The following is a 19016-nucleotide window of genomic DNA, read 5'->3' as shown; positions in this document are numbered from 1 at the left end:
CCTCCTGTAATCTCGATTAGATTTGCGGGCCAATATCGTAAGGTGTTTCTTGATACACATAGTAATTGAGCCAGTTAGAGAATAATAAGTTGGCATGAGCGCGCCAAGTAGCTGGTGGCACACGGGAAGGATCGTCATTCGGATAATAATGTCTAGGCAATGCGATATCCAACCCTTTAGCTGTATCCCGGTCATACTCCCACTTTAATGAGAACGGGTCATACTCGGCATGTCCTGTGGCAAAAATCTGTTTGCCGTCTCTGGTAGCAACCAGGAAGATCCCCGCTTCCTCGGATTCAGCCAAAATCTCTAAATTCTCATTCTTTTCAATATCTTCGCGTCTCACTTCCGTATGACGGGAATGTGGAACGTTGAATACTTCATCGAATCCACGCAACAACGGAACATGTGGTTTATTGATGGTATGTGGGAAAACGCCAAAACACTTTTCATCAAGTGCAACCTTGGGTACGTCAAAATGATGGTATAAACCTGCCTGGGAAGCCCAACATATGTGGAGGGTTGAAGTCACATTGGTTTTAGTCCATTCGAAGATCTCCTGGATTTCATTCCAATAGTTCACGTCTTCGAAATCCATCTGTTCCACAGGGGCGCCCGTAATAATCATTCCATCGAAACGGCGGTGCTCAATCTCATCGAAGGTTTTATAGAACAGATCCAAATACTCCTGAGACGTATTCTTCGACGTATGGGATTTGGGATGTACGAGAACGACATCCACCTGAATAGGCGTGTTTCCCACCAGACGAAGCAATTGTGTTTCGGTCGTTTCCTTTGTGGGCATCAGGTTTAATATAGCGATACGGAGTGGACGAATATCCTGCTGATATGCAGAAGTTTCATCCATGACGAAGATATTCTCTCCCTCAAGTACTTCTTTTGCAGGTAGAGTATCGGGTATTTTGATTGGCATAGTAAGTCTAACTCCTCCTTGTGCATAGATAGATGCAGCCACCCCTGGCTTGATGTCTTCACATCAATACAGTTATAGACTGCCTTGAGCTTGTAAAAACATTGAATTGCTCTTTCATCCAACGTTACAAACAACCTCAAGTTCCTTAGCGAAAATCACTGCTGAGAAGTCGGGGCATATGACAAAGACCTTCCTCGGATTTCGAGAAAGGTCATATGTAAAAAAGATATGCGCCTCTCTCATCTCTCAGTTACAACAGTGCCACTTGACACTTAGTCGCTGCAAGAATTAGCACCGTGCGGTATACCGCCGGTTGCCGGGTTTCATCGGGCCAGTCCCTCCACCTACTCTTGATAAGATTTCGCTGTATTAGATTGTAATTTAATATGGTTCACCGTCTACTTTATTACATTAATGCCCTCACGTCAAGTTGCAGTTCAATGTCTGCTTCCCAGACCGGAACCGTTCATCATCCGTTGTCATACACTGCCTCAGGGCGCGAAATAGACACATTTTTGCGCTTGAAAGCACCTTGTACCAGCGGTATACTAAACAAGGTGTTATAAACCCTTATGTGAGAGGTGACATATTAAATGGATGGCGACCCGAGGCCTGACTGGCAGCCGAATTCCGACAAACTGCATAGAGAATTGACATCAGCATGCCGGCAGCGGGAAGTGACTTCCGTTTGATTATATAGTGAACGCAGCCCTGATCTCCAGGCTCCGCTGCCGACCGGCTGATTTGTTCTTTTTGCGCCCATAATGATAATATCCGCCAAGTTGGCGGGTGCAGAAGGAGTAGATTAACGATGAAAATCCGGTTGGTAAACAACGGTGTATTTATTCCGGTGGACGACATTCAGCAGGCGCTGACTCCACCAGCGGAAGGATTTTACTGGATTGATGCAGACGTAGACGATTTGGCGGTACTTCAGCCGCTGTTCTTGATGCATGATCTGGCTGTGGAAGACTGTCTTAGTGACGAAGAACAACGTCCGAAGATTGAAATTTATGAGAACCATTATTTTATTGTTATTAATAGCATCCGTTTTGATGATGAAGAGATATTTCTACGTGCGGTTAACTTATTCCTTGGCAGACATTTCATTATTAGTGTTACAAAGCACAAGATCAGCGAATTGCGCACACTGAAACCTATCCTGTGGGAACAGGAAATCAGTACACCGGATCGTCTGCTATATTTGCTGGTTGACTTGATTGTTGATAATTATTTCACCGTAGGTGACCGAATTGAAGCACGGATCGAGAAGCTTGAGGAAGACATTCTGATGCACACCAAAAAGTCACATCTGAATGAAATTATCGGGCTACGCAGTGAGATTCTGTGGCTGAAAAAAGTGCTTGGACCTCAGAAAGAGGTCATTAACACCCTGAACAAAAAAGATCTGCGTCTCATCGATGATCAACTGCAAAAGTATTTCAGTGACATCTATGAGAATGCTGTAAAAATATCTGAAACCTTTGAGACTTATCGCGACCTGATGGGCAACTTACGAGAAGCCTACCAATCCAGTATTGCGAACCGGGCGAATGAGATCATGCGTGTATTTACCGCCATTACCACGGTCTTCATGCCGCTGACGGTCATTACCGGTATATACGGCATGAACTTTACGAATATGCCAGAGCTTAACTGGAAATACAGCTATTTTGTTGTGATTGGCCTGATGGTTACACTGGGCCTGAGCATGTTCTTCATTTTCCGCAAGAAAGACTGGGTATGAACTCGTATGAAATAACAAAGACGAAGCGCTCCTCCGGGAGAAACGCCTCGTCTTTTTTCATTTCTGAGTATTAACCAACATTCTTCTCTGTCTCTGCGTGCCGACGGAAGCGGATTCGAATCATGCGCAGTCTTTCATAGACCTGCTCCAGACTTCCTCCATCGGGTTTCTCTCCTCCATACACCTTATGTAATACTGGCTTCAGGAACGTATCTCCCAGCTCCTCATACGCACTCCATACGGCCTCTTGTTCGTTCTCTGGCATCACTGCCAGCTCCACATCAAGAAGACAATCGGTGTCATAACCTTCATGATCCAGTGCCTCTAACAGCTCAACCAACTCGCGTCGGGATAATCCGGATCGATTAACAATCTCCTCTAACGTATGCCCTTCCTTCATGCCTTCAAGCACCTGCTTACGCGTGGTGAACTTATCAAGTTCCTGCTTGTACTTCTGCTCTCTCTGCTTGTATAACCAACTCTCATACTCTTCTTCCTTCAGCGCCGTGTATACCCAGTCCAGCGGGAATGTCGTTGAACGCTCCAGTCCGGTTGTAATCTCCATCCATTCCGCACCATACTCAGTTGCTTTGCTCTCTCCTACGCCCGGAAGTTGCATCAGTTCATCCAGCGATTGCGGAACAAAGGCACTGATCAAACGCAGCAGACGATTCGTTGCAATAAAATACGGTGCCTTCCGGTCAGACACAGCTCTCTTCCTGCGCCATGTGCACAGATCCGTATATAATTGTTCATTGCCGTATAACTCACTGTAACAATGGAGCCGCTGTCCACCATAACTGCGTGACTTCAGATCATCATTCTCATGAAATAACCCCTGCAACTGCGGTCGGTACCCCTCACTCATCTGTATGGCAAGCTGATGACGGTAAATATGAAGCAGCTCCTCCCAAGAAGTCCCTTCATACCAGATGCTGTCCTCATGCTCTCCTTCCTCGTAGCGACTCCATCCCAGCTGCCAACTATCTTCCTCTTCCCCAATCCATAACTGTGCATACTCTGCATTCTGATCTGACATTCTGGACAATCTGTTCATGAAAATGACTTCCATTTTCGTTCCCTCCCTTTGAATATTCAGCTTATACGAGTTAAAGATGCTACCTATAGGCAGCACAAAAAAACACCCCTCCTGCAAAATCCATGCAAGAGAGGTGCTTCCTCATTAACCGTACTATGCTGTTGCCCATATCATACCACAATGGTAAAATTCGTCAATCCCTTAATGACCTACTTATTCAATGCCAACTTGGCAAGCGCCAGCGAACCACACAGCCCTGCATTGTCGCCAAGTCCTGGTGAAACAACATACTGGTCAATGTCGGATTGAAGTGCCGGATGCTGAACGTATCCTGCAAGCAACTCCTGCAGTTTGCTACGAACCATCGGGAACAGGTGCTCCTGCTTCATTACTCCGCCACCCATGACAATTTTCTGCGGAGAGAGAATCAGAACATAGTTCATCAGGGCGTGTGCCAGGTAATGTGCTTCGATCTCCCAAGCTTTATGATCTGCAGGCAGTTCATAAGCCGGTTGCTCCCAACGTTTGTTAATAGCTGGGCCAGCTGCAAGGCCTTCGAGGCAGTCACCATGATACGGACAGAAACCCTCGTATGTATCCTCTGGATGTCTGCGTACAATGATATGTCCCATCTCTGGATGTGACAATCCATGGACCATTTTACCGCCAACCACAGCACCTGCACCAATACCTGTACCCACAGTGATATACAGACAGCTCTCAAGACCTTGTGCAGCGCCCCAGGTTGCTTCTCCAAGTGCCGCACCATTCACATCCGTATCAAATGTCATCGGCACATCAAAATGCTCCTTGAGCTTGCCAATCACGTTATATTGTCCCCAATGTGGTTTAGGTGTTGTTGTGATATAGCCATATGTTGGGCTTCCTTCAATCGGATCAATCGGACCGAATGAACCTACACCCAGAGCTTCAATGCCTTTGCCTTCAAAAAATGAAATCACTTGAGCCATGGTCTCTTCCGGTGTTGTTGTTGGAAAACTTACGCGTTCCAGAACTTCTCCGTTTTCTGTGCCAATACCACATACAAATTTGGTTCCGCCTGCTTCAATTGCGCCTAAGATCGTCATGTTAGTCACACTCCCAAGTTAGTTTAAAAAGGAATTCGAATTGCTTTACTTGATGACACGATAATTACCCTGCTAATTAATCTCCAACTTGGACAATCGTTTCATTAACGTTTGCCTCCAGCTGTCTGACAGCGCAGGAATGGCCAGCAACGCCTGAATACCTTCGACATTTTCTTTCCCCTGATGCATAATTCGATTGGCTTCAAGAACCGTCATTGAGGCTGGATCGGTGCTGATCCGTCGAAATATCGATGAAGGCCCTACCTCACCCTCTTGCAGTACACGAAAGTAAAAGCCGGTATATCCACTCTCCTGAAAATAAACAGGCAGCTCCTTATAGTCATACCTCGCACCCAGCTTGAAGCAAGGTTGTCTGGGCTGACTGACCTGCACTGTGGCTTCGCCCAACTCGTACACATCACCAATCCGGACGTCTTCTTCGGCACAGCCTTCAACTGTCAGATTTTCTCCACAAGCTCCCCAATCCAGCTTGCGATCCATCAGTTGTTCCAGCGCCGGATAACGACTGTAATCGTATACACAAACGGCTTTGTCAGGGCCGCCATGATGCACCAGATCCGCCTGCGCGTCCCCTGTCATTCCAGTGAATGACAGGAAAACCGCGTCGGATACAGGATGTTTCACAATGCAGCTCAGCACTTCACGCTTCTGCCCAGGGAGCGGCTGCGGCAGTCCTACATTAATGGCCAGAACAGCTGTATTGCCCTCCCCTGGCTTTCGATCAGATGTGAGTGTCATTTGCGTCATACCTCCTATAATCACTTTCTTTTAACGCACAGAGCCGCCAAATACGAGTGTATTACTCAAGAGCCGACCTGGAGAAGTCAGCATTTTGCCCCCGGCATACATACCCGAGGAAGCACCGCCATCCAGATTCATGGCCTGTTTGGCGCCAAGCTTCTGCATCACCGCTGCCCACTCCTTGATTGTTGCTCCGGAAACGGTAGCCAGCATAACAGAACCGTCCGCCATGATCGCAATACCACTTCTGGCTCCGGAAGCATTAAGAATCTTGGCATCCTTGAAACCTTCGCTCGTCGGATTGACAGCTACCTTACCGTCTTTTACCAGACGGGGTCCTGCCCCAACAGCAGTCACTACATCTTGCCAAGGGATCTCTTTGCCTGCTGCGTTCGTATACTTATAATTCATTTCTACGGTCGAACCAACGGTGAAACGGTCCGAAGAAGACTTCTGATTACCTGTGAAAACCAGTACCGAGCCATTCTTAGGAATCGCTACATTTGTATTGGGCACTTTTTTGGTCACGATACCTTTCTCCATGACAACCGCAGTGCCACCTTTGAATCCGACTGTGGCACCTCGTTCAGGCGTATACAGCATCGTAATGCTTGCGTTCGCTGAAGGTGTTCGATTAATAAAGGTGGCATACCAACTGCGTGATTTACCTTTTGTATCCGTTACTTTACCTGTCAAACTCACCTGAAGTGAATCCATGATCGCCGAGCCGTCTTCCTTAAATCCGATGGATGTTCCGTATCTTCCAATATGTATGACCTTACCATTTGCTATTAACATACCGTATGGATCTGGTGCTCCGTTATATGCTTCAAAAAACGCTCCGTTAATGGCTGCTTGCGCACCATAGGCTTTCACAATCGATGGCAATGTTGCCGTCTGGCCAACTTGCTTCTTCGCGAGTCCCACGGTAACCGGTGTTCCCTTTGGAATCGAAACGGTCTGTACGGTAAAATTACGTCCTGCTGCTTTTACTTTCTGTACTTTGGTGTTAATTGCTGCTTTGGCATCTACTGTCTGTGGTGCACTTACTGCTCCCGAAAGAATTACGGGCAAGGCCAGGACAAGGGCCATAGCCCCTGTCCACCACTTTTTGCCTGTTCGTACGTTATTCATGTTGCTCACCCTATTGCCACTCCCATCCAAGAGCCAAGGCTCTTCATCTCAAGTTGTTCAAACTTGTCCATCACCATATCCGGATCAAGACGCAATTCACAGATATCCAGCGCACAGGCAACCGGAACAGCACAATGAATCTCTGCCAGTTTGCGGGACAGATGAAGCATGTCCAGATCATTCTCAATCTTGTTACGCACCGAAGGGGTCAGTTTATCCATGTTGCTCAGAATCCCTTCAATGGAGCCGTATTCCTGTACAAGCTTCAACGCTGTTTTCTCACCAATTCCCCGTACTCCGGGATAATTGTCGCTGGCATCTCCCATCAGACCCTTCATGTCAATCACTTGACGAGGTGTCAGTTGTTTCTCAGCCATGAGCGTTTCAGGGTTGTACACCATGTAGTTGCCATGGCCTTTTTTCATAATAATGATACTTGTGCGGTCATTGATCAGTTGCAACATGTCGTGGTCACCCGTCAGTACCATAACATTCATATCGGTCTCTTCGGTATAATACTTCGCAAGCGTCCCGATGCAATCGTCGGCTTCGAATCCTTGTGCACCTATATTCGGAATACCCAGGCTATCCATGACTTCACGAATCAGAGCAAACTGGGGAATCAGGTCATCCGGAGCTTCGGCCCGGTTGCCTTTGTAAGCTGCGTATTCTTCACCGCGGAACGTCTTACCGCCCATATCCCAACAACATACGACATGACTTGGCCCAAAAGTCTGAACCGCATCCCAGAAATAACGGATAAATCCGTAGACTGCGTTGGTAGGCAATCCTGCCTTTGTACGTCTGATATATCCGCTTGCAGATGTCGCATAAAAAGCACGGAACAACACCGCCATACCGTCTACCAGCAACAAAGTAGGTTCATTACGTTGATTCACTTGAATTTGTTCTCTCCTATCTAAATCTAGCATATAAAATATCGAAACTAATTCTATCATTATAGCATAGTTCCGCCAACCATCGTTCAGCCAAAAAAGCCCTGAATTTTGAACAATTCAAGGCTGATATTCAGCGCGTTTATGCGTTATTCCATTCCTGCTCGTACGTTTCTTCCTTGAACCCAACCGTCACCTTTTCTCCATTCGTAACGATTGGACGTTTGATCAGACGACCATTGGAAGCCAGTAAACTAATCTGTTCATCAGCGGACATGCCCGGAAGCTTGTCCTTCAATTGTTGTTCTTTGTACACTTCCCCACTCGTATTAAAGAACTTTTTCACTTCCAGTCCGCTCTTTTGGATGAGTTCTGTTAGTTCAGATTCTGATGGCGGTGAGTCAAAAATAGGGATTAACTCCAGCTCATGTCCTTGAGCTTCAAGCCATTTTACAGCTTTGCGGCATGTGCCGCATTTGGCATATTGATATATTTTTAAGTTACTCATGGTATGTGTTCCTCCAAATGCTCCGGTATCGACTTCTCGCTTCCCTTGGTTTGCTTCACAAATCCAAAAGTCGCTCCAAATCGATACCATCGCCATGTAATTTTACTGACTTTTGCGAATGAGATCAAAACACATTCGCTATATTTTTTGGATCAAGACCTTAAAACTTTAAGGACTAAAGAGTCTACAACCATAATGATTAGCCTGCGGCATGTTGTTCAGGTGCATTAAGCCCCCTCACATGGAATAGCCCACCAGCGTTGACCTCAACCAAGGCTTGCCGTACAGAAAGCTACGACACAGAGGGCGTATCTAAGGAAATCTAAGAGCCCCGTCGCAGCTTCCTACAGTTCTTCTCTCGGAGCTACCTCATCATTCAAACGCTTCTCCAGCGCGGCCATATCTGCTGGAAAAGGAGCCTGGAACGTTATGCGTTCCTGTAGAATGGGATGTTCAAATGTCAGCTCACAGGCATGTAATGCCTGGCGTTCGATCCAGGTATCCCGTTCTTCTCGAACAGCCATGGTCTGCTCATCGATCTCGTGCACAGGTAGTGTCTTGTACATTCGATCACCGATTAATGGACAGCCAATGGACGTCATATGTACCCTGATTTGATGGGTTCTGCCACTTTCCAGCTTGAGGCTTATCGCACTGGCGCTGCCCCCTGACCAACGTGTTAAGGTTGTGTACAACGTTCTTGCAGCGTAACCATCAGGTGTTACGATTCGGCGGTGTGGCTCTTCAGGATCACGATCGATCGGGCCATCTACTGCCCCTTGTTCCGGTACAGGGCTGCCGTGCACAAGTGCAATATATTTCTTGTCTACTGTTCCAGCGATCATCTGTTCAGAGACATGCTGATGCACATAAGGGTTCTTGGCTATTGCGAGCACACCTGACGTTTCCTGATCAAGTCGATGAATCGGTCTGAACCGGAAACGCTCGCCCTTGGTTTTCCAGTAATGAACAACGCCATTTGCCAAAGTCCCCGTGTAATGTCCATGTGTTGGATGAACGATGATGCCCGCATCCTTGTTGACAATAAGCAAGTGCTCATCTTCATACAGAACGGTAAATGGAATAGGCTCAGGCAAAATATCATCCGATTCCTCTTGCTCCATCCGAACTTCAACGACATCACCCGCAGCTACCTTGACGCTAATGTACACGCGCTCTCCATTAAGCATGACACCTTGCTCCGTCAGCTTAATTTTGGACAAAAGCTTACGCGACACCAGCAGCCGCCGCTGAAGCACGGTCTTCAGCAGCCAGCCATCTTCTTGTTCGGTCACCGTGTAGACAATCGGCGAATAATACTGGCTCATTCTTTGCGGCGGAAGACTTTTTTGCTCCGCACATATTCAATATCGGCCACCTGTTGTCTCGCGTTGGCCGTCCGTGCAACCACGAAGAAATAATCAGACAGTCGGTTTAGATACCGTCGTACAGACGGATTAATATCTGTATGTTGTCCAAGTGTTACCGTGCGACGCTCTGCGCGACGACATACAGTACGGCACACATGAAGAGCAGAAGAAAGCTGACTACCACCAGGAATAATGAACCGTTCCACTTTTGGATTCTCTGCATCATACTGGTCGATCCATTGTTCCAGACGTGTGACCATTTCATCTCTCACCTTATATTTGGTCTCACTAATCTTCACAAAGGCCAGATCCGACCCGCAATCAAACAGTTCCTGCTGAACTTCCAGCAAATGTTCACGCAGATCTTCAAATTCCCCTTGAGCCGAGTCAATAAGGCTGATCGCCTGGCCTACAAAACAGTTCAACTCATCAATCGTACCATAAGCCTCAACTCGGTCATCATCCTTGATGACGCGTCCACCGATGACCGAAGTCTGTCCTTCGTCACCTGTTCGTGTATATATGCCCATCGTTATCCCTCCAATTGGTAATATAATAATGAATACGGGAATGCCATTTTTTCAGAAACCCGTCTATCGCTTTACACGTATATAAGAATTGGTGTGCTCTGCCGAGTATACGACAAATCAAAGGAAACCAAAAGTAAAGGAGACGATTATGCAAAACTGGATAACCGATTTCATGGAACAATACGGCTACATAGGCATTGCACTCATTATTGCTCTTGAGAACGTATTTCCCCCAATTCCATCCGAAATCATCTTGCCGTTTGGCGGATTCATGACCACCTATACCAGTCTCACTCTTCCAGGAGTTATTATCGCTGCAACTATTGGTTCTGTCCTTGGTGCTGTTCTCTTGTATGGTATTGGTCTACTCATTGACGTCGAACGCCTTGAGAAAATTGTGGAACGCTGGGGACATGTTCTGCGCATCAAAAAAGAGGACATTCACCGTGTCGATGCATGGTTTGACAAATATGGCATGTGGACCGTATTATTCTGCCGAATGGTTCCCCTCGTTCGTAGTCTTATCTCCATTCCAGCAGGCATGTCCAATATGAAATTTGGTTTATTCCTTCTCTTTACAACCATTGGTACATTGATCTGGAATGTCATTCTTGTCTGCGTTGGTGCTGCGCTTGGCGCATCATGGGAGAGCATTTTGCACTTTATGGACGTCTATTCCATTGTAGTGTATGTCATTCTGGCCATCATTGTCATCGGATGTATCATCTGGTGGATCAGACGTAGCAAAAAGCAGAAATAAAAAGGATAGTTTATTAAATAAAGCCTCCTCGCCACCAATTCGTGGTTAAGGAGGCTTCTTTATGTCACCCGTTTATGTCATCTCGCTATCGTTCATCTTCATTTCGCATGCCCTGACTCTTAAGATCGATAGCCAGACCAGATACCAGCAAGTACATCTTTTCAGCATGTATCTGCAGCATCCGATTAACCGAAGCCATTCTCGCTGTAAATATTCGTTCTTCCTCGGTAGGATGCAATGTGCCATGCATTTCATTGGTAATCACAAGCAACTTCCCCTGATAAGACAATAATGCATCAAGCAAAAGCTGTGTCTCTGAACGCTGATGATCCAGATCCTTTGTTGCCCTGAAACCGGCAGCCATCCAGGAGGTCAGACTGTCTACAATTACAATTCGCTGATCCGCCAAAAACAGATTGGATTCCCGATTAATCTGGGTGATCACCTCTGTCAGATGCTGACCGTTCCCGGCATGAATGGCACGATAATGAGCGGATGGCAATTCGGGAATAACGGGATCATGATCACCGGTGGATAAATATACACCCTCCCGGCTAATCCCGGCTGCGTACTTGAGGGCAAACCGGGTTTTACCACTACCTATGCCGCCTGTGACCGTAATCAGCAATCCGCTTCCCTCCTTCCATAGCCATTCTGAATTTTCTTTACTCTGTCAGCGCCTTCAGCACTTTTTTGGATTCTTCGACATTGGAAGATGACACTGGAATGGTAGCGAACAAATTGCTCGCAGCATATTCTACATCTTTAAACATTTTCATATCTTCGAGTGGAATGCCGTAAAGATGTGATTCTTGCTTGAGATCTGAACCTCCATCTCCTTCACCCTTCTCTACCAATACTCCACCCTCAAATACACCCCGTTCAAACTTCTTGGGATCAAAAGTATCATCCAGCGGAACATTGGAGCCATTACTTCCGTATTGTTTCATGTCGGATTCAGGCAATATGAAGATATCATGTCCTCCAGCCGCATACTCTACCATAATTTTCTGAACATCATACATCGCACTGGTGATCACTTCTACCTTGGGTTCCTCGCCCAGTTTCTGTTGCAGATTGGCCTGTAACTGCTCTGAGATTACAGATGGATTTCCTTGGTTATCAATGATGAATATGGAAAAACCATCTTTACCTCCACAACCAGCAAGCAGAAAAACGATAGAAATGATTGCAGTAAACCCCCAAAATCTCTTCATTCCAGTTCCCCCTTTAGTCTCCTATGTCCAATATATCACAATTGTTCCACGCAAAAAAATAACCTGGCTTATCGGGGGATCACCCTGCCTTTACACACAAAAAAAGAAGACCTTCTCAGGTCTCCCTTTCTTTACTTTCTAATTCGATTAATGAAACGTTTCAATCCAGCATAAACGTTATTTTGCTTTAATCGGGTTAGCCTTCATATATTCATTAATCTTTAAATCCAGCAAACTGCTGATTTCAATTACAATATCGGATGTGAATGATTTCTCTTCGAGGAAGATCTGTTCCATCTTGCGACGAAGCATATGAATTTCATCTTCCAAGGAAATGTCATGCAAAGATGCGTTATCGGGTTTCACCGACCATCGGTCGCCATGATCGCCTTCTGCCAGATAGTGCCCACGATTCGTCGGTAAATCATATTCAACACAAAACAAAGCTAACCCCTCCTTGGAAAAATGGTTTCCAAATATATGAAAACTTATTTCAAATTTGAATTATATCACATTATTTTGTAAAAGAAAGTTATTTTTTTCCAATAATAACAATGTCACATTTGTAAAAAGATTCTACTTTAGTATTAACCCTCTTTTTGCAGTTTGTAAACAAAGTTTCCGATTCGTTCCAAAGCTTCATTTAATTGGGTTACAGAAGTAGCGTAAGAACAACGCAAGAAGCCTTCACCCTGAGGGCCAAAAACATTGCCCGGAACAGCAGCCACTTTATTCTCCGTTAACAATCGCTCAGCAAACAGGTCTGAACTCATACCCGTCTTTTGAATGCTCGGGAATGCATAGAATGCTCCCTGAGGTTCATGACAATCAAGTCCAATATCTCTGAAGCCCTGCACAATTAAACGTCTACGCTGATTATACGATTCTACCATCCGATCTTTCTCACCCAAACCATTTGTCAACGCCTCAAGTGCAGCAACCTGACCCATGGCCGGCGCACACATTACCGTATACTGATGGATTTTGAGCATGGCTGCAATAAGCTCAGGATGACCACACATGTAACCGATCCGCCAACCTGTCATTGCAAAAGCCTTCGAAAATCCGCTTACGAGAATGGTCCGCTCCTTCATGTCAGGGATAGCTGCAAAGCTAACATGTTTTTGCGTATACGTCAATTCAGCGTAAATTTCATCCGCGATCACAATCAGATCATGCTTTTTAATCACTTCAGCAATAGGCAGCCACTCTTCATACGTCATGATGGCTCCAGTCGGATTACTCGGATAACACAGAATAACCACTTTCGACTTCGGCGTGATACCAGCTTCAAGTGCTTCGGCCGTTAACTTGAACTGATCTTTCGCATAGGTATCAACACCAACTGGTATACCGCCACCGATTGAAGCGATTGGTGAATACGCCACGTACGAAGGTTCAGGAATGAGAATCTCGTCACCAGGTACGATTAATGCTCGCAAAGCCAAGTCAATCGCTTCACTGCCACCCACGGTAACAATAATCTCATCCTTGGGATCGTATTTGGTATCAAACTGAGTATCCAGATATTCACTAATGGCTTCTCTCAACTTCGGCATACCTGCGTTGGATGTGTAACTGGTCATACCTCTTTCCAGCGAGTATACACAAGCTTCACGCATATGCCAAGGGGTAACAAAATCAGGTTCACCCACACCCAATGTGATAATATCCTTGTTGTCTCCAACCAGATCAAAAAATTTACGAATTCCGGATGGAGGTATCTGCTGCACGAGGGGTGCCAGATAAGATGTCATTTTCTTGTTGTTCCCGGTTGTCTGTTCATTCACTATCATGACACATCTTCCTTTACGGCGAGATCATGAGACGGTTGTCTTCCTGATGGTCTTCAAAGATAATCCCGTCCTGCTTATATTTTTTAAGAATAAAATTCGTTTTGGTTGAAAGTACAGAGTCTATCGGAGACAGTTTCTCCGACACAAAATTAGCGACTTCACGCAGGTTGCCACCTTCCACTTCAACGAGCAGATCGTATGCACCGGACATGAGATATACGGACTTTACTTGCGGATAGAGATAAATACGTTCGGCAATCCCTTCAAAACCACGACCACGCTCCGGCGTGATCTGCACTTCAATCAGGGCCGTTACTTTTTCATCATCTATTTTGCTCCAGTTCACGACGGTTGCGTATTTCACGATGACGTGGTCTTGTTCCAGCTGTGCCACGGCGTTCTTGATCTTGTCTTCCGACTCCCCCAGCAGCGTCGACAGCAGTGCGGGAGTCCTTCTCGCGTCTTCCTTCAGCAGATCCAGAACTTTTAATTGCAGATCGTTCAAATCTTTCATGGTTTTCCCTCCAGCGTCATCCAGGTTCCTGAAAATGAATTAATACTTATATTACATGAATTTGACGTTGATGCATAGACAAAAGACCGCCTGCCCTGAATTCAGGCAAGCGGTGGTATGGTCCTGTAACGTTAGGTGCTTCAAACCTCTTTTGCAAAGGTTACATGTAATAAGGGTTACCGTAATTCGGTTGATGCTGAGACACATTAGGAGCTTGGCTATATGAACTGTTCTGCGTATTCTTTTCCTGAATGAATTGCTGACACTTTTGTTGGGTCTGGTGGGCGGACTGAATTTGCTTGTCCACATCCTGACGAGGTGCCTTGGACGAGACAGAATACATGTTGTTTTGCTGCATCAGATTGAACAGTTCCCCTTGTAATCTTAGGGTATCGTTTGTCAGGTCTGTGAACATTCGACGTGTCATGGGGCAGGAAGCTTCCGTTGTCGCAGTCGTATATTCGCGCGAGGTTCGTCTTAAATCTGCAAGAATCGACTTCAGCAGATCCTGCTCCTGCATAAAAGCGCCATTAGATGATAAAGATTGAGAATACATGCGTTTTCCTCCTATACAGTTAGAGTTGTCTTCAATTACTGACTTGCGCCGGTGCAAGAGACTGATGTTGCTGCAGTGCATTGACAAGCGTGTTCAGATGTTGTTCATGTGAGCGAACATAGTGATTCAGAGCTTGTTGAATTTGTGGATTATGTGTGATGGAAGCTGTGGCTGCACACTGCTTAATCAGCAGTTCTTCATTGGTGATAGAGTCCGCAATGTAGTTCAATTCCTTGGGACTCAGCGCTTGCATAGTATGATTCTGCATGTTTCGATGGCCTCCTCGGCATAAAGTTTATGCGCAATTATTGTTAACCCGGTCACACAAAAGTATACAAATTTAAATTATAAAGGAGATGTTTCTAATGGATCTGGTCTATGGCACACCTTTCTGGCCCTCCACTTTCAATTCAACATTTAATTATTCTGCTCTGCAAGAAGACATCTCTTGTGACTGCCTCATCATTGGTGGGGGCATGGGGGGCGCATTGACATCTAAACTACTCACGGAACAGGGTGTTAACACTGTTGTGATTGATAAGCGAGACATTGCCAACGGCAGCAGTTCTGCCAATACAGGTCTTTTACAATACACCAATGACAAGACACTAACCTCATGTATCCACACTTTTGGTGAAGCAACAGGCGTACGTTTTTATGAGCTTTGTCGTGAAGCCATGAAACAACTTGCTCAAATTGCAGACAGCCTGGATACAGACCCTTGGTTTATTCCACGAACAAGTCTTTGTTTTGCGAGCAGTGAAGATGATGTGGCCCTATTGGAGGAAGAATATCAGACCTTGAAGCGTTATGGTTTTGAAGCTGAACTGTGGGATGCCGACAAAATAAGCCAGCATTTCCCCTTCAGCAAACCCGCTGCACTGTACACCATGGGAGATGCAGAAGTGAACCCCTATCGTTTTGTTCATGCCTTGTTTGAATCCGCCAATAAGCGCGGCGCTCGAATCTATGGTCAGACGGAGATGATACACTGTGAATACGATGAAGATGGTGTAGTCTGCCACACTGCCAACGGTAAAATCCGTGCCAAGAAAGTCATATTTGCTGCCGGTTACGAGACACAGGACATCAAAAAGGATCGCGGAGCCTATCTGAAAACGACCTACGCGATTGCTACCAAACCGTTGTCTGATCTTAGTGAATGGTTTGAACACAGCATGATTTGGGAGACAGCTCGCCCATATTTGTATATGCGAACAACACCGGACGGAAGAATCATCGCAGGCGGTTTGGATGAAGAAACACCTCGAGAGGATCAACGTGAAATACGTTCAAAACACCGGGGAGATACACTCCTGGAAGAGGTCCGTTCCTATTTCCATTTAGATGATCTTGAAGTCGATTATGCCTGGGGCGCTGTGTTTGGTAATACGAATGATGGCCTCCCCCTGATCGGTACACATCCCGATTATCCGCATTCATATTTTGTAGAAGGGTATGGAGGTAACGGGACGGTATACAGCATGATTGCTGCTTCCTTAATTGTGGATGCTATTACTGGCAAACCAAACCCTGATATGGATCTGTTCTCACTCACACGTACAAGTAAACCATCTCCTGTATAACCAACAACTGAATCAATACAACTACAAATAGGGTACAGCACACGGAAAGTTCTCTTTCCCGCCGCTGTACCCTGTTTATATATTGGGAAGCCTGCTAAGCCGAGGGCTCTTGCCCTTCCGTTCGGTTCAATAACTTGCGCATAAAGATCCATCCAAATAGCGGAGAAGCGCCGAGGACAATAATAAGCCAGGTTAACATGCGTAGAGACGGAGCATTTAAGACCGTCACAATAAATATGGCCAACCCACATAGTCTGCCAAGCATCAGGCATAACTCTCTCAAAACGACAAGTTCAACCCTTTTCTCCACATTTTCGCCACTTGTGCCCATCATGTCGAATCCCGCTGATATCATCGGTAATACATATAACGGCATCGCAACAGCACTCCCAATCCCCATGATTAACAGCGTACCATAGGTCACTTTCCAGAGAAGAGGAAGAAGCACAACGAGCAGAATGAGGGCTCCAATGAACATGCCTTTTGATCTATACTGTGGTTTAAACCATTTCCCGGCTGCCCAATAACTTACTAGTGCCACAGCAGAAGTGATGAGTGAGAACTGCCCCAATTTGTACTCCTGTGCGGTAGCCAAATATACAAGCAGTGCAATCAGGAAGGCAAAGACACCTTCACGTGCACCCTGAGCGAATAAACCCAAGCCTAAGGTCCTCCAGGGACTATCCCGCTTGGATAGCTGTATCCAAGGTTCCGACCAGCGGTATGTACCGCTCACCTTTCTTTTTTTCAGAAAAAAACTAAAAACTACTGCTATAACATAAATAACGAGTGATACCGTGAAGATGAGCCGATATCCTGTGTTGTCTGTCATGCGAGTAATAATCAGACCGGAGAACCATGGACCTATAATTCCTGTCATCGAACCAAGTAACCCAACCCAGCCATTGAATAGATCCCTGTTTTCCCGATCCGTTATTTCAAAATACACAACATTAAATGCAATCCAGAATAGCCCCAAGGAACAACCTAGTAGCATACCCAGAGGCCATATCCAGTCTACAGCTTTGGAACCAGCCCAGAGGACTATCATATAAAATATGCCGGACAGAGCAGTACCTAGTCGTAGTGCACTCATTTTATTGTGTTCCTTGACCCATTTGCCAGCAAGCCAGAATGTCAGTCCAATGGCCAGTTGCTGGCTGAGAGTGAACCACCCCAACATGGCATAATCCGGACGGCTTTTCCACAGAAACACATTCAAAAAGGTTCCCGACAGCGCTCCGGCTAACGCAAACAATCCATTCACGCCCAAAAGCAGAATGGATTGTCGGCCTAAAGTAATCTTCATCTGCTCCTCCTTCATCCACCTGAAGTGAACTATGTACAGGTAGGTCTTAGGGTTAACGTGCCCCAAGCAAGAGGAAAACATGATGAATCTTCAGGATTGCTATGAAATTGGTTAGAATCGCCGAAATGTTTATTCCTGCGTACTCAGGTTCTTGATCAGACGCAGACGATCTTCCTCAGACAGACTGTATTGAACTTGGAAACATCCCGAGCATACATAGGTCAATACTTTAAACGGTGATGCCAATAGTGACCCTTCGCCTGAAGCTGCGTTAGCAACTGGTGTGAAGTTATCCTGCGTTGCAGCTTGTGTACCTGCGAGAATCATGAATTCGCGGCAATTCGGGCACTCTGGTACTTCTTCCTGATGATCAAGTTGCTTCTGTACACCTTGTTCATACTGAATGAGGTCATTACCTTCATCCGCATATTTGGTCAACGTTCGCAACTCCGGCAATTTGAGTTCAACTTCATCCCCCCACAGATCCGAAAGATCCGTAGTCTGTTTCTCGTTCGTTACATCGTCTACATCATAGATGTCGTCCTCAGCTTCATCGTTCTCTTCATCATCGATGTTAATGTTGAGCGTACGGTATCCTTTTAACTCATTGTGGCAATAAGGACACTCTTCTTCAGGACCGAGCTCCTCATCCCATACAATCTCCGTCTGACACCAAGGGCATACTGTTGTTTCCATATTGATCAACCTTTCTCTTTCATATAATCATGTATTCATTACATAGATGACACCGATGGCAAAAAACACGATCGATGCCGCAAACAAAATCCGTATCAATATCTTCATGACCGTTCCCCCTAGATAATGCTCGCGCCAATAACAAACGACAGCGAGACTGAAATAATCATGGATATCAATCCGACAGCTCGGTTATCCGATTCGATCTCCTTATCAATGGAGAACACGGGTGTCAGGAATTCGAACAAAAAGTAGGCAATGAGCAGAAGGATAAACCCTACGAATGACCACGTCATGGCTTCATATACCGAAGATTTCGCTTGTATGCAGAACCGCAATACGTTGCAGATCCCGAAGATCTTGCCTCCTGTAGCCATCGCAACGGCCACATTGCCCTTCTTGATCTCCGTCCAGCATTTATACTTGGTCACCAGTTCGAAGCAAGCCAGAAATACGAGCAGCTCCATAATCGCTACCGAGAAAAAACCGAGTACCATCCCCAAGGGATGAGACAGCAATTGGTCAATGCTTTCTATCACGCACCGTTCCCCTCTCCCATCTGCGACCTTCATGA

General features: G+C 45.9%; 22 protein-coding genes and 1 riboswitch. Of the genes, 3 read left to right on the top strand and 19 right to left on the bottom strand.

The window, feature by feature from the left end; all coding sequences use genetic code 11:
- Nucleotides 1-16: 16 nt before the first annotated feature.
- Entirely contained in the window at nucleotides 17-934 is a 918-nt protein-coding gene (gene metA, locus V6668_RS09155; protein ID WP_211081144.1) for a homoserine O-acetyltransferase MetA, read from the bottom strand.
- Nucleotides 935-1170: 236 nt separating this feature from the next.
- A riboswitch (SAM riboswitch) is annotated at nucleotides 1171-1294 on the bottom strand.
- A 451-nt stretch (nucleotides 1295-1745) separates the two neighbouring features.
- Between metA and corA the strand changes: the two genes are divergently transcribed.
- Nucleotides 1746-2681: a magnesium/cobalt transporter CorA gene (gene corA / locus V6668_RS09150; RefSeq protein WP_074094309.1), complete on the top strand. Its 936-nt coding sequence runs from the start codon at nucleotides 1746-1748 to the stop codon at nucleotides 2679-2681.
- Between the two features lie 70 nt (nucleotides 2682-2751).
- Here corA and V6668_RS09145 read toward each other — a convergent pair whose 3' ends face one another.
- The 8 genes from V6668_RS09145 to V6668_RS09110 form a co-directional block, all read right to left on the bottom strand.
- Nucleotides 2752-3753: an HRDC domain-containing protein gene (locus tag V6668_RS09145; protein WP_338708222.1), complete on the bottom strand. Its 1002-nt coding sequence runs from the start codon at nucleotides 3751-3753 to the stop codon at nucleotides 2752-2754.
- Nucleotides 3754-3929: 176 nt separating this feature from the next.
- Complete coding sequence (locus V6668_RS09140) at nucleotides 3930-4808, bottom strand: ROK family protein (RefSeq protein WP_047842269.1); 879 nt, start codon at nucleotides 4806-4808, stop codon at nucleotides 3930-3932.
- 72 nt (nucleotides 4809-4880) lie between these two features.
- Nucleotides 4881-5567, bottom strand: coding sequence for an MOSC domain-containing protein (locus V6668_RS09135; RefSeq protein ID WP_338708221.1), 687 nt, complete (start codon nucleotides 5565-5567; stop codon nucleotides 4881-4883).
- A gap of 30 nt (nucleotides 5568-5597) precedes the next feature.
- On the bottom strand, nucleotides 5598-6704 hold the full coding sequence (locus tag V6668_RS09130; protein WP_306068570.1) for a phosphodiester glycosidase family protein: 1107 nt from the start codon (nucleotides 6702-6704) through the stop codon (nucleotides 5598-5600).
- A gap of 5 nt (nucleotides 6705-6709) precedes the next feature.
- On the bottom strand, nucleotides 6710-7603 hold the full coding sequence (locus V6668_RS09125; protein ID WP_017689620.1) for a 5'-3' exonuclease: 894 nt from the start codon (nucleotides 7601-7603) through the stop codon (nucleotides 6710-6712).
- A gap of 139 nt (nucleotides 7604-7742) precedes the next feature.
- Nucleotides 7743-8108: an arsenate reductase family protein gene (locus tag V6668_RS09120; RefSeq protein WP_338708219.1), complete on the bottom strand. Its 366-nt coding sequence runs from the start codon at nucleotides 8106-8108 to the stop codon at nucleotides 7743-7745.
- A gap of 344 nt (nucleotides 8109-8452) precedes the next feature.
- On the bottom strand, nucleotides 8453-9436 hold the full coding sequence (locus V6668_RS09115) for an RluA family pseudouridine synthase (protein ID WP_338708218.1): 984 nt from the start codon (nucleotides 9434-9436) through the stop codon (nucleotides 8453-8455).
- On the bottom strand, nucleotides 9433-10008 hold the full coding sequence (locus V6668_RS09110) for a cob(I)yrinic acid a,c-diamide adenosyltransferase (protein ID WP_036610088.1): 576 nt from the start codon (nucleotides 10006-10008) through the stop codon (nucleotides 9433-9435). The genes V6668_RS09115 and V6668_RS09110 overlap by 4 nt, the downstream gene beginning before the upstream one ends.
- Nucleotides 10009-10156: 148 nt before the next feature.
- Here V6668_RS09110 and V6668_RS09105 point away from each other — a divergent pair, with 148 nt between their 5' ends.
- On the top strand, nucleotides 10157-10768 hold the full coding sequence (locus tag V6668_RS09105; RefSeq protein WP_091014720.1) for a DedA family protein: 612 nt from the start codon (nucleotides 10157-10159) through the stop codon (nucleotides 10766-10768).
- An 85-nt stretch (nucleotides 10769-10853) separates the two neighbouring features.
- Here V6668_RS09105 and V6668_RS09100 read toward each other — a convergent pair whose 3' ends face one another.
- The 7 genes from V6668_RS09100 to V6668_RS09070 form a co-directional block, all read right to left on the bottom strand.
- Complete coding sequence (locus V6668_RS09100; protein ID WP_036610092.1) at nucleotides 10854-11396, bottom strand: bifunctional adenosylcobinamide kinase/adenosylcobinamide-phosphate guanylyltransferase; 543 nt, start codon at nucleotides 11394-11396, stop codon at nucleotides 10854-10856.
- Nucleotides 11397-11433: 37 nt separating this feature from the next.
- Entirely contained in the window at nucleotides 11434-11985 is a 552-nt protein-coding gene (locus V6668_RS09095) for a hypothetical protein (protein ID WP_338708217.1), read from the bottom strand.
- 177 nt (nucleotides 11986-12162) lie between these two features.
- Nucleotides 12163-12384 carry an aspartyl-phosphate phosphatase Spo0E family protein gene (locus tag V6668_RS09090; protein WP_179198508.1) on the bottom strand — a complete coding sequence of 74 codons (222 nt, stop codon included), beginning with the start codon at nucleotides 12382-12384 and terminating at the stop codon, nucleotides 12163-12165.
- Nucleotides 12385-12572: 188 nt separating this feature from the next.
- On the bottom strand, nucleotides 12573-13781 hold the full coding sequence (locus tag V6668_RS09085) for an aminotransferase class I/II-fold pyridoxal phosphate-dependent enzyme (RefSeq protein ID WP_047842264.1): 1209 nt from the start codon (nucleotides 13779-13781) through the stop codon (nucleotides 12573-12575).
- 13 nt (nucleotides 13782-13794) lie between these two features.
- The gene (locus V6668_RS09080) at nucleotides 13795-14295 is read right to left on the bottom strand and encodes an Lrp/AsnC family transcriptional regulator (RefSeq protein ID WP_024628343.1); all 501 of its coding nucleotides are present in this window, start codon (nucleotides 14293-14295) and stop codon (nucleotides 13795-13797) included.
- A 160-nt stretch (nucleotides 14296-14455) separates the two neighbouring features.
- Nucleotides 14456-14851 carry a spore coat protein gene (locus tag V6668_RS09075; protein WP_338708216.1) on the bottom strand — a complete coding sequence of 132 codons (396 nt, stop codon included), beginning with the start codon at nucleotides 14849-14851 and terminating at the stop codon, nucleotides 14456-14458.
- Nucleotides 14852-14882: 31 nt separating this feature from the next.
- The gene (locus V6668_RS09070) at nucleotides 14883-15119 is read right to left on the bottom strand and encodes a hypothetical protein (protein ID WP_036610100.1); all 237 of its coding nucleotides are present in this window, start codon (nucleotides 15117-15119) and stop codon (nucleotides 14883-14885) included.
- Between the two features lie 97 nt (nucleotides 15120-15216).
- Between V6668_RS09070 and V6668_RS09065 the strand changes: the two genes are divergently transcribed.
- Complete coding sequence (locus V6668_RS09065) at nucleotides 15217-16437, top strand: FAD-dependent oxidoreductase (RefSeq protein WP_338708214.1); 1221 nt, start codon at nucleotides 15217-15219, stop codon at nucleotides 16435-16437.
- 94 nt (nucleotides 16438-16531) lie between these two features.
- On the opposite strand, the gene V6668_RS09060 is transcribed toward V6668_RS09065, so the two are convergent.
- From V6668_RS09060 to V6668_RS09050, 3 genes are all read right to left on the bottom strand, one after another.
- Nucleotides 16532-17746: an MFS transporter gene (locus V6668_RS09060; protein ID WP_338708213.1), complete on the bottom strand. Its 1215-nt coding sequence runs from the start codon at nucleotides 17744-17746 to the stop codon at nucleotides 16532-16534.
- A gap of 129 nt (nucleotides 17747-17875) precedes the next feature.
- On the bottom strand, nucleotides 17876-18442 hold the full coding sequence (locus V6668_RS09055) for a hypothetical protein (RefSeq protein WP_036669791.1): 567 nt from the start codon (nucleotides 18440-18442) through the stop codon (nucleotides 17876-17878).
- 119 nt (nucleotides 18443-18561) lie between these two features.
- Entirely contained in the window at nucleotides 18562-19014 is a 453-nt protein-coding gene (locus V6668_RS09050) for a DUF350 domain-containing protein (protein ID WP_081745925.1), read from the bottom strand.
- Nucleotides 19015-19016 lie beyond the last annotated feature (2 nt).

The sequence above is a fragment of the Paenibacillus amylolyticus genome, from assembly GCF_036894225.1.
In the GTDB taxonomy this organism is placed as follows: Bacteria; Bacillota; Bacilli; order Paenibacillales; family Paenibacillaceae; genus Paenibacillus; species Paenibacillus amylolyticus.
This window is presented reverse-complemented; position numbering and strand designations above follow the sequence as displayed.

Excerpts from the sequence above, each read along its gene's own strand:
- V6668_RS09070 (WP_036610100.1), bottom strand. The coding sequence starts at position 15,119 with ATGCAGAATCATACTATGCAAGCGCTGAGTCCCAAGGAATTGAACTAC.
- V6668_RS09105 (WP_091014720.1), top strand. The coding sequence starts at position 10,157 with ATGCAAAACTGGATAACCGATTTCATGGAACAATACGGCTACATAGGC.
- metA (WP_211081144.1), bottom strand. The coding sequence starts at position 934 with ATGCCAATCAAAATACCCGATACTCTACCTGCAAAAGAAGTACTTGAG.
- V6668_RS09050 (WP_081745925.1), bottom strand. The coding sequence starts at position 19,014 with ATGAAGGTCGCAGATGGGAGAGGGGAACGGTGCGTGATAGAAAGCATT.
- V6668_RS09145 (WP_338708222.1), bottom strand. The coding sequence starts at position 3,753 with ATGGAAGTCATTTTCATGAACAGATTGTCCAGAATGTCAGATCAGAAT.
- V6668_RS09055 (WP_036669791.1), bottom strand. The coding sequence starts at position 18,442 with ATGGAAACAACAGTATGCCCTTGGTGTCAGACGGAGATTGTATGGGAT.
- V6668_RS09130 (WP_306068570.1), bottom strand. The coding sequence starts at position 6,704 with ATGAATAACGTACGAACAGGCAAAAAGTGGTGGACAGGGGCTATGGCC.
- V6668_RS09080 (WP_024628343.1), bottom strand. The coding sequence starts at position 14,295 with ATGAAAGATTTGAACGATCTGCAATTAAAAGTTCTGGATCTGCTGAAG.
- V6668_RS09075 (WP_338708216.1), bottom strand. The coding sequence starts at position 14,851 with ATGTATTCTCAATCTTTATCATCTAATGGCGCTTTTATGCAGGAGCAG.
- V6668_RS09110 (WP_036610088.1), bottom strand. The coding sequence starts at position 10,008 with ATGGGCATATATACACGAACAGGTGACGAAGGACAGACTTCGGTCATC.
- V6668_RS09140 (WP_047842269.1), bottom strand. The coding sequence starts at position 4,808 with ATGACGATCTTAGGCGCAATTGAAGCAGGCGGAACCAAATTTGTATGT.
- V6668_RS09085 (WP_047842264.1), bottom strand. The coding sequence starts at position 13,781 with ATGATAGTGAATGAACAGACAACCGGGAACAACAAGAAAATGACATCT.
- V6668_RS09095 (WP_338708217.1), bottom strand. The coding sequence starts at position 11,985 with ATGAAGAGATTTTGGGGGTTTACTGCAATCATTTCTATCGTTTTTCTG.
- V6668_RS09115 (WP_338708218.1), bottom strand. The coding sequence starts at position 9,436 with ATGAGCCAGTATTATTCGCCGATTGTCTACACGGTGACCGAACAAGAA.
- corA (WP_074094309.1), top strand. The coding sequence starts at position 1,746 with ATGAAAATCCGGTTGGTAAACAACGGTGTATTTATTCCGGTGGACGAC.
- V6668_RS09135 (WP_338708221.1), bottom strand. The coding sequence starts at position 5,567 with ATGACACTCACATCTGATCGAAAGCCAGGGGAGGGCAATACAGCTGTT.
- V6668_RS09060 (WP_338708213.1), bottom strand. The coding sequence starts at position 17,746 with ATGAAGATTACTTTAGGCCGACAATCCATTCTGCTTTTGGGCGTGAAT.
- V6668_RS09120 (WP_338708219.1), bottom strand. The coding sequence starts at position 8,108 with ATGAGTAACTTAAAAATATATCAATATGCCAAATGCGGCACATGCCGC.
- V6668_RS09065 (WP_338708214.1), top strand. The coding sequence starts at position 15,217 with ATGGATCTGGTCTATGGCACACCTTTCTGGCCCTCCACTTTCAATTCA.